We start from the raw sequence: 12,965 nt of genomic DNA, 5'->3' as shown, positions 1-12,965 counted from the left end.
AGGGTACGCGGCTTTTACCCAGTTTTCCGGAAAACGCGCATATCATAATTCTCATCGTCACTATGAAAGCGCTGCATAAAAAAGAAAAACCCCGGACAGAAGAAACCGTCCGAGGCATGAATTGATGGGTCAAATGGCCTTAACCGACTAGACCCCCATCCTCGCGAATAATGGCGATAATGGCCGAACGCGGCACCGAGTCACCGCCTTCAGGCCAGTGGCTGTTGCCGTCTTCGCCCGGGTGCTGAATGCCGACAAACATTGTGCGACGATCTGGAGACCAGCTGAGACCGGTGACCTCGCACTCATTCGGGCCAACCAGAAAACGGCGAATTTCGCCCGTGACAGGGTCACCTGCCAGCATCTGGTTATTGCCCTGACCAGCGAAGTCCCCTTCGTTGCCATAGTTTCCGTCGGTTTGAATCCAGAGCAGACCATTGGTGTCGAATTTCAATCCGTCGGGTGAATTGAACATGTTGTCGGCGTTCACGTTCTCGGATCCGGCATAGGCATTTTCATGCACGGTGGGATTGCCTGCCAGCACGTACAGATCCCAGCCGAAGCCGGCAGCGGTATGATCACCACCGTCCGGTCGCCAACGCACGATCTGACCGTAATTGTTCTTGTCCCGCGGGTTCGGGCCGTTGGCCGAGGTATCGTCGCCCCCTGCATTCGGTTTGACACCACGGTTCTTGTTGTTGGTCAGACAGCAATAGACTTCGGGTGCATTCGGGTTTGATGCCACCCATTCCGGGCGGTCCATTGTCGTGCCACCAACGGCCGAAGCGGCTTGACGCGTGTGGATGCAAACCTCGGCCTGCGATGCAAGCCCGCTGGTTTCAGGTGTCAGATCGATCCACTCACCGGTGCCGTCATCGTTGAACTTGGCGACCGAAAGCGTTCCATTCTCAAGCAGCGCATTCGTGTCCACCCCGGCTGCGTAAACGCCATCGGAAACGAAGCGGTACAGGAATTCTCCGCGTTCATCATCGCCCATGTAGACCACGACGCGACCATCGTTGTTGACTACGGTTTCCGCGTTCTCGTGCTTGAAGCGCCCAAGCGCTGTCAGCTTGCGCGGTGTCGATGTCGGGTCGGTCGGGTCAATCTCGACGACATATCCGGCACGGTTTGGTTCATTGGGGTTTTTGGACACGTCGAAACGGTCGTCGATCTTGGCCCAGCCATAGCCCCAATCGCTTGCCGATACTCCATAGCGTTTCAGTTCAGGGCTGGTTTCGTGGTTTTCATCCTCAGCCGAGAAGTAACCATTGAAGTTCTCTTCACAGGCCAGATACGTGCCCCACGGTGTCATGCCATTTCCGCAATTGTTCCATGTTCCCTTGCACGTCATGCCGGACGGATCGGCGGCGGTCTTCATAAGGTCGTGACCCGCGGCCGGACCGGTGATGGTCATCTCGGTCTGCGGTGTAACACGGCGGTTATACGGGCTGTCCTTTACGATACCCCATTTTCCATCTCTGTTGGCAATTTCCACAATGGTAACGCCATGGGCCATCATGCCTTTGGCAACGTCGTCATCGGATGCTGCCTTGGCGTCCGGATTGTTGCCCCAAAGAATGTCGCGGTTGGTATACTCGTTGTTCACCACCAGCAGAACATGACCGTCGTGGTAAAACACATCCTGGCCATCCGTGTTGTCACCAAATGCGCGTTCCTGACTGGCTGCCGTGCCTCGGGTGGCATGATTGAATTCAGGCACATCCGACCACAGCGGATCACCCCAGCGCACTATGACATCGGCTTTATAACCCGAAGGAACAATCACTTCGTCGGCCGTCGAAACCGGAATCGCCTCGAACGAGAAACGATCTGCCGCAGCGCGCGCAGTAGTCGGCAGAATCGAGCCGCCAACGGCAGCGAAACTGCCCATCGCCAGGACGCCACCCATGAATCCGCGACGCGACAACGCGCGCTCGACAACACGGTCAAAGTCACATTCTTCAGGTCGCGGGCTTATGATTTCATCGTATTCATCAAAGGAAAGGGTGTGATCGTCTTTCATGTTAATCTCCATATCTGGCTGTAAGCTCGAAAAGAATCCTGCTGAGGGTTCCATGAATGCCCATCGCACCTGAGTATGAACGGCATGTGACACGCACGTTAATTTCAAAATTGAAATCACTTGCACGTCGGCAATCCCCCGCCTAGGGTCGGGGTAACTCGAAAATCGGAGGGCGTAACGATGGCGCCCAAGCGTCCCAAAGGTGCGGGCGCGTTCCCGAAAGCGGTCGAAAGCCCCGCGCCGGCAAGACCCGATCCGGATGCTCTTTATGCGGCACTGGATTTGGGTACAAATAGTTGCCGCATGTTGATCGCCCAGCCCAAGGGCAGTGGGTTCCATGTGGTAGACAGCTTCTCCAAATCCGTGCAATTGGGCGCGGGTCTGGAACGCACCGGGCGGCTGTCGCGGGCGTCCATGTCGCGTACCGTTCAGGCTTTGCGAATCTGCCAGCAAAAGCTGAAACGCAACAAGGTCAGACGGATGCGTCTGATCGCGACCGAGGCGTGCCGCCGCGCCAAGAACTCGCGCGAATTCATCCGGCAGGTGAAGCGCGAAACCGGCCTTACGCTTGAAATAATTCAGCCCGAGGAAGAAGCCCGTCTGGCAGTGATTTCCTGTGCCCCGCTGGTTTCAACCAAGACCGAGCAGTTGCTGGTCGTCGATATAGGAGGTGGCTCGACCGAATTGGTCTGGATAGACATCTCGTCCGTTCCGCGTCGCGACCGGCCAGCAGCAATCATGCGGCTGCACCACGGGTTTCACCCTGCCGACAGCCCCTTTCCGGCGGCCAAGGTCGTTGATTGGATCAGTGTGCCGCTGGGAGTTGCCACGCTGCGGGACCAGTTCAATGATGTCGAGAATGACGCCGCCCGTTTTGCGTTGATGAGTTGGTTTTTCGAGGAAAACCTTGCCGATTTTGCACCCTATAAGGACGAACAGGCGCGCGTAGGGTTTCAGATCGTCGGCACCAGCGGCACGGTCACTACTGTTGCGGCCTCTCATCTGGGCCTCAAGCGATATGACCGGACCAAAGTGGACGGGCTTCGCATGACCAGCGATCAGATTGACAAAGTCATACGCGGGTATTTAGAACTCGGCCCTCATGGGCGGCGCCGGGACCCTCGAATTGGTGAAGACCGGCAAGCCCTGATCATGTCCGGTTCGGCCATATTGCAGGCTTTGCTCCGTTGCTGGCCCACTGACCGCCTTTCGGTGGCGGACCGGGGGCTGCGCGAGGGTTTGCTGTATGCGCAGATGAGCGCGGACGGTGTATTGGAAGACGGACCGTTCTGATGGCGAAGACACCAAGTGGAAAAAACAACTCGGGCCGCGGGCAGCGCGACCTGAAGGTGAAGGTCAAAACTGCACGTGGGCGAAAGCTCAGCTCGACCCGTTGGCTCGAACGGCAGTTGAACGATCCTTATGTAAAACGCGCTCAGGCCGATGGATATCGTGGGCGAGCCGCATATAAAATTCTGGAACTGGACGACAAATTCCGCTTTCTGGTGCCCGGCGCGCGCGTGGTGGATTTGGGTTGCGCGCCTGGTGGCTGGTGTCAGGTTGCCGTCAAGCGGGTGAACGCGCTGGGCGAGAAATCAGGCAAACGGGTCGGATCGGTGCTGGGCATTGACCTGCAAGAGGTCGAACCGGTCGCCGGCGCCGAAATCCATGTTCTGGACTTCATGGAAGATGACGCCGACCAGAAGGTCAAAGACTGGCTGGACGGCAAGGCAGACGTAGTGATGTCGGACATGGCTGCGGCATCATCTGGTCACAAACAGACCGATCACCTGCGAATCATGGCGCTGTGTGAAGCGGCAGCTTATTTCGCGTTTGACGTTCTGGAAGAAGGCGGAACCTTCGTAGCCAAGGTTCTCGCCGGTGGTGCCGAAGGCGATCTGCAAAAACTGCTGAAGCAGAAGTTTCAGAAAGTTGCCAACGTCAAACCGCCTGCGTCACGCTCGGACAGTTCGGAAAAATTCGTTGTTGCAACAGGGTTTCGCGGCGATTCTTAATCATCCAACCGAATGCGATTTCCGCTCAGGCGTTGTTCGCGCAACGACGTGGCCGCCATGCCCTGCAACATCAATGTGTCACCATGGGTCAGGTATACAGGTTCGCGGCTGCGCAACTCTTCAATACGTTGCGCCAACGAAATAGATCGTACATCCGTTTTTCTCTGCTTTGACACTTCAATAGACATCCATCACCTCTGAACAGCACACCTGAAATGTTGTTAGCGAGGAATCTTGCCGTGAAGATGGAGCAAATCGGGCACGTATATGCCGGTTCAGGGGCTGAGTTGTTGCGACAATTGCCGCAGTGCCGGATCATCGGGCAACTTGTCCAATGCCTCTTGCAAGGCGGCACGCGCAGCTTCCGGACCGCGATTGATCTGCACCAATTGCACGAGCATGGGCCACGCCTCGGCCCGCTGCGGGTCCAGCGTCACAACTTCGCGAAAGGCCTGTTCCGCCGCAGGAGCGTTGCGAAGCGTCAACGCCATGCCCCCCAGTACAAGGTGGGTTTCCGGGGCATCCAGCCTATTCGAGATCGACTCCTGCCATTCTGACATGCCCTTCCCGGTCAAAACCCGTTGCTGAGGTGTCAAAGCCTGCGGAGGAATACTCAGGAACTCTTTGGCGGCAGCGATGCGCACGTTTCGCAGAGGGTCAGACAATAAGGGCTCAAGTCTTTGCACCTGATCTGTCGCGCTGGCCTGACGCTGTAGCGCCACTGCATTCGCTCGTATCAGCGGGTCATCTTCTTGCAAAAGCGGCGCCGTGACAGCGGCCATCTCAGGCGAGCCAAACGGCTGCATAAGATATGCGGCGGTCGCTCTCACAATCCCCGGCTGCGACGCATCCATCGCAACGGAAAGCAAACCCTCGGGCGTGTCGAGCTGCCCTTCGGTCGCAGCCTTGAAAACCGTCCCGTAATGCGCGCTCCGATTTGGCGAGCCTGGGAACCAATCCTTTATCTGGTCGGCAGCCCAAGCTTGATCTTCGTCCTGATGGCAGTCTGTGCAGGCATCAACGCCCAGCCCCAGATCCGGTCGCGGTATGCGAAAGCTGTGATCGCGTCGACCGTCGACACCCATGTAGGTTCGCTCGATCATATGGCAGCTTTTGCACTGCGCCCCTTCGCTGTCTGCCGGATGTTTGTGATGCTCGGGGGTGTCGTACTCCTTGAGGTCAAGGGTCGGGAACTCCGGGTTTCCGGCGGATGAATGGCACTGCGTGCAAACTCCATTTCCTTCGGCCTTCAACTCTGCGCTGTGCGGTTCGTGACAGTTCATGCATCCCACGCCCTGCGCGTACATCTTGGATTGCAGGAACGATCCATAGACGTAAACCTCATCCAGTATCTGCCCGTCAGGATGATACGAACCGGGGCGCAGCACAGCCAGATTATACACATCATGATACGGGGTTCCCGGAACCGGGTTTCCATTGCCATGCGCCTCGCGCCGGGAATGGCATCCGGCGCATTGCTGTATTTCTTCTTCGGCCCGCCCTTTGCCCCAACTCATCAGAAAGCCGGCGTCGCCCAGGCCATCTGAAGACCCCTGTTCTTGGACCCAATCGATATGTGCAGACCCCGGCCCATGGCAGGCCTCGCACCCGACCCCGATCTCGACCTGTTGAGAGGTGTAGGTTCTGGTTTGAGGATCGTAGTTTTTTTCAAATCCCGTGGCGTGACACTCGGCGCAGCGCGCGTTCCAGCTCTTGTAGGGGCCCGTCCAATGCAACCCGTCATCAGGCGGCAGGTCCTGATCAGGATACAGGTGATACCAGCGCTTTTGCTCGGTATCCCAAACCACGTCAAAACTTTGCAACCGGCCCGGTTCAGTCTCAAAAAGGTATTGCTGCAAGGGTTCGATTCCAACGACGGAATGAACGTCATACTCCGTCGTTACACCGTCCTTTTCCGTTACACTGGCCGAGAACTTGCCTGCCTCACGTTTGAACTGGACGGCCATACCGTCATGATCGAACCGGGTTCCGTCAAAATCGGCCGCAAGAGCGCCGTCAGTGGTATCTGTCCACGCCAGCGCATGGTGTGACTCAGCCCAGGCTTCGGCTTCTTGCTGATGACAATCGGTACACTGATCTGAGCCTACATACTCTGGCGTCTGCGCCTGAATTTCGCCAGCGATTGCAAGGCAGGCCAGTATCAGGGCAAATCTCATGCCATATCTCCTTCAGAGGCTTTTTGCAGATCAATCAATGCACCATTGTATTCGGCCCCCAAAATCAGGATCGCGGAATAGAGATACAGGAAAATCAACGCCGCCATAGCCCCCGCCAATCCAGCATAGGTGGCGCTGTAGGTGGCGAACTGGCTGATATAAATTGAAAAAGCCCATCCACCGGCCGCCCACAAGGCCAAAGTCAGCAGGACGCCGGGCAGAATTTGCATCAGGCTGTGCCTGCGGGTTGGCAGCACAAGATGTGCCAGAAGGACCGTGCCCGCTGGAACCGCCACGGTAAACGTCCAGCGCAGGCGATCCACTGAAAACCAGTTGGCCACGGTACCTTCTGTGTGTTCGGCCACCAGTTTCGTATAGACTGGCAAAACCACCTCGACCGCGGCGATGATCAAAATGGCCGCCCCGCCCAGAATGACCAGCACCAGGCAGAGCAGCCGGGTTTTCCAGAATGGCCAACTGTCCTCGTCGTGGTAGGCTTGGTTCATGGCTGCCCGTACGGCGGCCACGCCGTTGGAGGCAAAATAAATCGCCAGCAGACCACCCAAGGTGATAACACCCGAGCCGGATCCGGCCAGAACGGCCCGCAGTTCGGCCACGATGGGATCGGCGACATCCTTGGGCCACGCTCCGAAAATCAGGTCAATCAACTCATCCGTGACATAGCCTTGCGACAACGCCCCTGCCAGCGCCACGGTGAACAGCACAAAAGGAAACAGCGCCATCATCAGCGACATGGCGACATGGCTGCTCATGACAAAGCCGTTCTTTCTGCTGAACCGGCGGATCGACAGCCAAAGCGCCCGAACAGGTCGGCTAAACAGGGGATTCGCGGCAGTGGTCATGCTGCAACCCTAACCTGCCGAAATGGAACACAGAACCCGTCATCAATATCTATTTGGCAATTGAGGGCCAACAAACGCCTGAACGCATTGCATAAACCTGGCCTCGCGTGCAGGATTGGGTCACGCAGGATGGAAAATGGGCGCTGCTTTTGCAAGAAACAGGATACCGAATGACCCCGGATCAAGAAGACATCACGGTTAGACCTGGGCTTCGACTGTCCGTTGTCCGGGATACATGCATCATCGCGACACTGATCGTGCTGGGCCTCTATGCCGGTGCGAACTTCCTGATCCCGCTTGCCATGGCGCTACTGGTCAATGTTCTGATCATAGCGCTGAGCGATCGCGTCGTAGCCGTGACCCGCGCTCCGGTCTGGCTGGCCAATGTCGCCGGTGTGACCGTCGTACTGGCGGGTTTGTTCATGATCATGTACGTGCTGGGCAGTCAGGCAACGCAATTTGCACGCTCCGTCAGCACCTATGAAAATCAGTTTGATGGTGCGGTCGAGCGTGTAACGGGACTGGTCGGCAACGACGTGACCACCTTCATTCGTGACAATCTGGTCAGTATCGACATGTCCTATGTCGCACGCGTATTGCTGGGCAGCGCCACCTCATTGTTGAACCAGTTTTTCCTGATCAGCCTGTATGTCGCCTTTCTGATGGCCGAACGACTGGCGTTTCGGAAAAAGATCCAACTGGCGGCCGGAGATCCCGTCGCCGCAGCCGAGTTTTCCACCATGCTCGATGCGATTTCGGTCAGCTTGCAGCGTTATGTCGGCGTCAAAACCCTGATCAGCCTGATAACGGCAACCATCAGCTACACGGTTTTCCGCTCGCTTGGTCTGGAATACGCGGAAACCTGGGCCGTACTGACCTTTGCCCTGAACTTCATCCCCTCGATCGGTTCGATCATAGCCGTGTTTTTTCCGGCCATGATCGCACTTGTTCAATTCGAAACGATCATCCCCTTCCTGGTCATCGTGCTGGGATGTGGAACGATCCAATTCCTGATCGGCAATTTCCTTGATCCGGCCATGCTTGGTCGATCCCTGAACATGTCGACCTTTCTTGTCATTCTGGCCCTGACCTTCTGGACAACGGTCTGGGGCCTGATCGGTGCGTTTCTGAGTGTGCCTCTGACAGTATGCATCCTGATCGTTTTCAGCCACATCCCGGCACTTCGGCCGGTCGCCATTCTGATGTCTCTGGATGGCAGGTTGGGCGAGGATAACAGTCAGGCCACAACAAGCTAGGTCATGAAGCGCCCCCTTTTCATCGGATCGGATATCTACCGCAACTCGACCTACGGTTCAAAGCACTCGCTGGCCATCCCGCGGGTTTCAACCGTCATCGATCTGTGTCGCGAACTGGGTTGGTTGACGTCCGAGAACTACCGCGTCAGCCCCTGCGCAAAACCCGGTGTATTGGAAACGTTTCATACGCCGGACTATATCGCCGCCCTGCAAAAGGCGGAAGCGGACCAGCATGTCACGGACGAAACACGGAAAAGATACGGTTTGGGGACTCTGTCGAACCCAGTCTTCGCCGAGATGTACCGCCGACCTGCAACCGCTGCCGGTGGTTCCATGTTGGCCGCCGAACTGATCCGGGACGGCGGGATCGTTTTCAACCCTGCGGGCGGTACACACCACGGCCTTGCGGACCGGGCGAACGGGTTTTGCTATCTGAATGATCCGGTTCTGGCGATACAGTCCCTTTTGAACACTGGCATAGAGCGCGTGGTCTATGTCGACATCGACGCCCATCATTGCGACGGGGTTGAACTTGCGTTTCACGGGTCGGACAGAGTCCGGATGATCTCGGTCCATGAGGCGCGGCGATGGCCGTTCACGGGCCAACTTGAGGAAGACGCCGGTGGCGCGGCCTTCAACCTGCCCGTTCCAAGACATCTGAACGACGACGAATTTGCCGCCATTCTGGATCAATTGATCCTGCCAGCGACCGAAGCGTTCAAACCGCAAGCGATTGTCCTGCAATGCGGAGCCGACGCCGTGGCCGAAGACCCGCTTTCGCGTTTGACCCTGTCCAACAACGCGCATTGGCGAACGGTCGCGGCGCTGAAGTCTCTTTCGCCTCGTTTTCTGGTTCTGGGTGGCGGTGGATACAATCCCTGGTCCGTGGGACGCTTGTGGAGCGGCGTTTGGGCCACCCTGAATGATTTCGAAGTTCCTAACACACTTGACGTCGGTGCACAGAAAATCCTGCGGGATCTGACCTGGAGCAGGGCCGCAGGACAGGCGCCTCAACCCCACTGGCTGGACAGTTTGCGAGACGCGCCAAACATCGGGCCCATACGACAGGAACTGAGGAACGATTTGCGCCACCTCACCGCCAGGCATTCACAGTAGATCGGTCCGTCAAAGCCTGCTAACATTCCGACATTTCGGGATATTCCTGACCGGCTTAACCCCTGTTCCGTTATCACTTCAATTCTTCCAGTTTGGCGCCGATTGGACCACCACCCATGAATGCACTTAATCAGATACTTGATCTCAAGGCCCGCATGGGCCAGTCCATCATCGGGCAAACCGAGGTCATCGACCGACTGCTGATCGGGATGCTGGCCAACGGAAACCTTCTGATCGAAGGTCTGCCCGGATTGGCCAAAACACGTGCAGTCAAGGCGATGGCACGCAATCTGGATGCGGATTTCAGCAGGATCCAGTTCACGCCTGATCTGCTGCCTTCAGACGTGACGGGAACCGAGGTGTTTCAACAGAGTGATGAGGGCGGCACCTTTCGCTTTGAACCCGGTCCGATCTTTGCCAACATCGTCCTTGCTGACGAGATCAACAGGGCACCGGCAAAGGTGCAGGCCGCTTTGCTGGAAGCGATGGAAGAACGGCAGGTTACGGTATCTGGAACCACCCACAAAATGGAACCATTGTTCATAGTGATGGCAACCCAGAACCCCATTGAACAAGAAGGCACCTATCCCCTGCCCGAAGCGCAGATGGACCGTTTCCTGATGCATGTTCAGATCACCTATCCGCCGGTCGAGGATGAGGTTGAAGTGATCCGACTGGTACGGGGCGAGGAGATCGCGGCCGGGAAAGGCGCGTCAAGCGAGCCACCACCGGCGATTCCGCAGGACGCCGTTTTTGCAGCGCGTTCGGAAATTGGGCAGATCCATGTTTCGGATGCAATGGACCGCTATATGGCCGATCTGGTTCAGGCGACCCGGACGCCTGCGGCGCTCAGCGAAGAACTGGCCAGCTGGATCGAAATCGGCGCCAGCCCGCGTGCCTCATTGGCATTGGACAAATGCGGTCGAGCGCATGCGTGGATGAACCAGCGCGATTATGTGGACCCTGCGGATATTCGAGCCATAGCACATGACGTGTTCCGTCACCGCATCACGCTGAGCTTCGAGGCGCAGGGGAACGCCAAAACGGCAGATGACGTGATCGCGGAAATCCTGCGTCTCGTCGCGCTGCCCTGACGGTTCGGGTTGGCCGGGTGCATCAATCCACAACATATCCCGGTGATCCCCGCATTCACGTCAGTGCGGATCACCTCTTGCGTCTGGAACCGCATTCTCGTGCTCTGAGCTTTTTGCCACGTCAGCCCGCCCGGTCGATCCTGAATGGAACACACACATCACGCCTGCGCGGACGCGGCCTGAACTTCGAAGAATTGCGAAACTACCAACCGGGCGACGATATCCGCACAATTGACTGGAAAGTCACGGCGCGAACCGGGGAGCCCCATGTTAGGGTCTATACCGAGGAACGAGACCGCCCTGCCCTGCTGCTGGTCGACCAGCGCGTTTCGATGTTTTTTGGAACAGAAGTTTACATGAAGTCGGTCATCGCTGCCGAAGCTGCCGCAATCACTGCGCATCGCGTTCTCGATCAGGGCGATCGTGTTGGAGGCCTGATCTTCAGCGACACGAGCGTTGCAGAACACAAGCCACAGCGCCGCGCTGCGGCGCTTATGCGGTTTTTGTCATCAATCGGGGCTGCCAATTCGGCCTTGCACGCTGCCTTGGACCCGCAACCAACCGTGGCTTTGAATAACATGTTGTCCGAAGCCGCGCGTATGTCCCAAACCAACGGGCTGGTTTGCCTGTTTTCCGACTGTGACGGGCTTGACGAAAGATCGGAATCCTTGCTGCGCCGTATTGCGTTCTCAAACGATCTGATCGTGTTCAATATTGCTGACAGAACAGCCAAGGTACTGGCGCCCAATCTGAAACTCACTGTCTCGGACGGGAAAGACCAGATCGAAATCGACAGCGCCGACCCCGAATTGTCCGGGAAAATTCGCAAATCCATGGAAGAAAGGTTGAACCAACTGCATACTTGGTCCCGGCGATACGGTTTTCCGGTTGTTCCTTTGACAACGGCGGAACCTGCTCTGGATCAGTTGCTGTATCTGTTCGGGCATCGCGGGGGGCAGAAATGAGCATCGACACGACAGGGAAATCTCTGGTTGATCTGCTGAATATGCTCGAGCCGACACCAGAACCTGCGACTATTTCGATGCTTCCGCAGACATGGGGGTGGTTGGCGCTGGCTGTTATTCTGCTTGGCTTTGTTGTACTAGTCAGTGTTGTTTTCGTCCGACGAAGACGGGCAAACGCGTATCGACACCATGCGCTGGCAGAGCTGGCAAACCCGGATATCACGTCGGCAAAAGTTGCCGAAATCCTTCGCCGCACCGCGTTGGTCGCATATCCGCGCAGGCAAGTCGCAGGAATTCATGGGGATGATTGGTTGAATTTCCTTTCGCAAACATCTGATGATACAAACTTTTTATCTGACATTGGGCAATCACTGATCGAAGCGCCGTACAAGGACCTTCCGCCAAACCGCGCCTTGACGCAACTTGCTCGGAATTGGGTCAAATCCCACAAACTGCATCGGGGAACGTGATGGTTTCCTTTTCTGCACCGTGGGTGTTTTTGCTGCTGCCGCTGCCGGTGCTGGTCTACGCCATTGCTCCACCCCGGCGGGAAACAACCGCGTCTATTCGCATTCCGTTTTTCCGCCGCGTTGCACAAGCAGCAGGCGCCGAGCCGAAATCCGGGTCAATGATCCGCAGCCGTGCCTGGCTTCAAACCGCCAACGTGGTATTGATTTGGCTTCTGCTGGTTCTGGCGCTGGCCCGTCCAGAACGATTGGGCGACCCCATCGTTATAGAGAAATCTGCCCGAGATGTGGTTTTGGCGCTGGATATCTCTGGCTCGATGGATCAGCGGGACTTCGAGTCCGGGTCCGGTAAACCGATGCAAAGGCTGGAGGCGGTCAAAGAAGTTCTGAAACAGTTCATCTCTGAAAGAGATGGCGACAGGATGGCGTTGATCATCTTCGGAACACGCGCGTTCATTCAAGCGCCCTTCACGGAAGATCTAAACAGTTTGAATGGGTTCCTGGACCAAACTCAAGTTGGCATGGCGGGTCCGAACACAGCTTTGGGCGATGCCATCGGACTTGGCATTCGTACCTTTGAGTCCAGCGAGGTTGAGCAACGCCTGATGATCGTACTCAGCGATGGCGCCGATACATCCAGTCGCATGACACCGGTCAATGCCTCGGCAATTGCTGCGGAAAAGAACGTAGTTGTCTATACGATTGGTGTCGGAGACCCGAATGCAACGGGTGAAGATCGTGTGGATTTGCAGGCTTTGAAGGACATAGCCGCGCGTACGGGCGGAGAGTATTTCTTTGCCGACGATGCCTCGGCCCTCGAACAGACCTATGAACGCATTGATGAACTGAACCCCAGAATTGTGGAAACACAAAGCTATCGGCCCAAACGTAGCCTTGCTCATATTCCGTTACTATTTGCGTCGATCGTCATTATGGTCAGCATGGCCGGGTTCCATTTCACCCAGCGGCACCGCGGGGTCGTCTGA

The 12,965-nt window shown here is 56.8% G+C and carries 12 protein-coding genes; 8 read left to right on the top strand and 4 right to left on the bottom strand.

The genetic code is table 11. The annotated features are described in order from the left end of the window. Positions 1–139 precede the first annotated feature (139 nt). Complete coding sequence (locus AC2FFA_RS19330) at positions 140–2,026, bottom strand: PhoX family protein (protein WP_496852841.1); 1,887 nt, start codon at positions 2,024–2,026, stop codon at positions 140–142. A gap of 180 nt (positions 2,027–2,206) precedes the next feature. Here AC2FFA_RS19330 and AC2FFA_RS19325 point away from each other — a divergent pair, with 180 nt between their 5' ends. Next, positions 2,207–3,319 carry a Ppx/GppA phosphatase family protein gene (locus AC2FFA_RS19325; RefSeq protein ID WP_117868893.1) on the top strand — a complete coding sequence of 371 codons (1,113 nt, stop codon included), beginning with the start codon at positions 2,207–2,209 and terminating at the stop codon, positions 3,317–3,319. Then, positions 3,319–4,041: an RlmE family RNA methyltransferase gene (locus AC2FFA_RS19320; protein ID WP_117868892.1), complete on the top strand. Its 723-nt coding sequence runs from the start codon at positions 3,319–3,321 to the stop codon at positions 4,039–4,041. The genes AC2FFA_RS19325 and AC2FFA_RS19320 overlap by 1 nt, the downstream gene beginning before the upstream one ends. On the opposite strand, the gene AC2FFA_RS19315 is transcribed toward AC2FFA_RS19320, so the two are convergent. The 3 genes from AC2FFA_RS19315 to AC2FFA_RS19305 form a co-directional block, all read right to left on the bottom strand. Then, entirely contained in the window at positions 4,038–4,229 is a 192-nt protein-coding gene (locus AC2FFA_RS19315; protein WP_496719682.1) for a hypothetical protein, read from the bottom strand. The two genes, AC2FFA_RS19320 and AC2FFA_RS19315, sit on opposite strands and share 4 nt — an antisense overlap. A gap of 87 nt (positions 4,230–4,316) precedes the next feature. After that, a complete protein-coding gene (locus AC2FFA_RS19310) occupies positions 4,317–6,218 on the bottom strand; it encodes a cytochrome c3 family protein (RefSeq protein ID WP_496852838.1) in 1,902 nt (633 codons plus the stop codon). After that, a complete protein-coding gene (locus AC2FFA_RS19305; protein ID WP_496852837.1) occupies positions 6,215–7,081 on the bottom strand; it encodes a YihY/virulence factor BrkB family protein in 867 nt (288 codons plus the stop codon). Before AC2FFA_RS19305 ends, AC2FFA_RS19310 begins: the two co-directional genes overlap by 4 nt. A 170-nt stretch (positions 7,082–7,251) precedes the next feature. Between AC2FFA_RS19305 and AC2FFA_RS19300 the strand changes: the two genes are divergently transcribed. The 6 genes from AC2FFA_RS19300 (at position 7,252) to AC2FFA_RS19275 (ending at position 12,965) form a co-directional block, all read left to right on the top strand. Further along, on the top strand, positions 7,252–8,337 hold the full coding sequence (locus tag AC2FFA_RS19300; protein WP_496852836.1) for an AI-2E family transporter: 1,086 nt from the start codon (positions 7,252–7,254) through the stop codon (positions 8,335–8,337). A gap of 3 nt (positions 8,338–8,340) precedes the next feature. Further along, a complete protein-coding gene (locus AC2FFA_RS19295) occupies positions 8,341–9,453 on the top strand; it encodes an acetoin utilization protein AcuC (RefSeq protein WP_496852834.1) in 1,113 nt (370 codons plus the stop codon). Positions 9,454–9,569: 116 nt separating this feature from the next. Next, entirely contained in the window at positions 9,570–10,547 is a 978-nt protein-coding gene (locus AC2FFA_RS19290; protein WP_496852832.1) for an AAA family ATPase, read from the top strand. A gap of 17 nt (positions 10,548–10,564) precedes the next feature. Then, positions 10,565–11,512: a DUF58 domain-containing protein gene (locus AC2FFA_RS19285; protein WP_496852831.1), complete on the top strand. Its 948-nt coding sequence runs from the start codon at positions 10,565–10,567 to the stop codon at positions 11,510–11,512. After that, positions 11,509–11,982, top strand: coding sequence for a DUF4381 domain-containing protein (locus AC2FFA_RS19280; protein WP_496852829.1), 474 nt, complete (start codon positions 11,509–11,511; stop codon positions 11,980–11,982). Before AC2FFA_RS19285 ends, AC2FFA_RS19280 begins: the two co-directional genes overlap by 4 nt. Next, positions 11,982–12,965: a VWA domain-containing protein gene (locus AC2FFA_RS19275; protein WP_496852828.1), complete on the top strand. Its 984-nt coding sequence runs from the start codon at positions 11,982–11,984 to the stop codon at positions 12,963–12,965. Before AC2FFA_RS19280 ends, AC2FFA_RS19275 begins: the two co-directional genes overlap by 1 nt.

It is taken from the genome of Ruegeria sp. YTSB088 (genome assembly GCF_059609825.1).
Note: the sequence above shows the minus strand (reverse complement) of the source record. Positions and strands in the feature narration are given on the sequence as shown.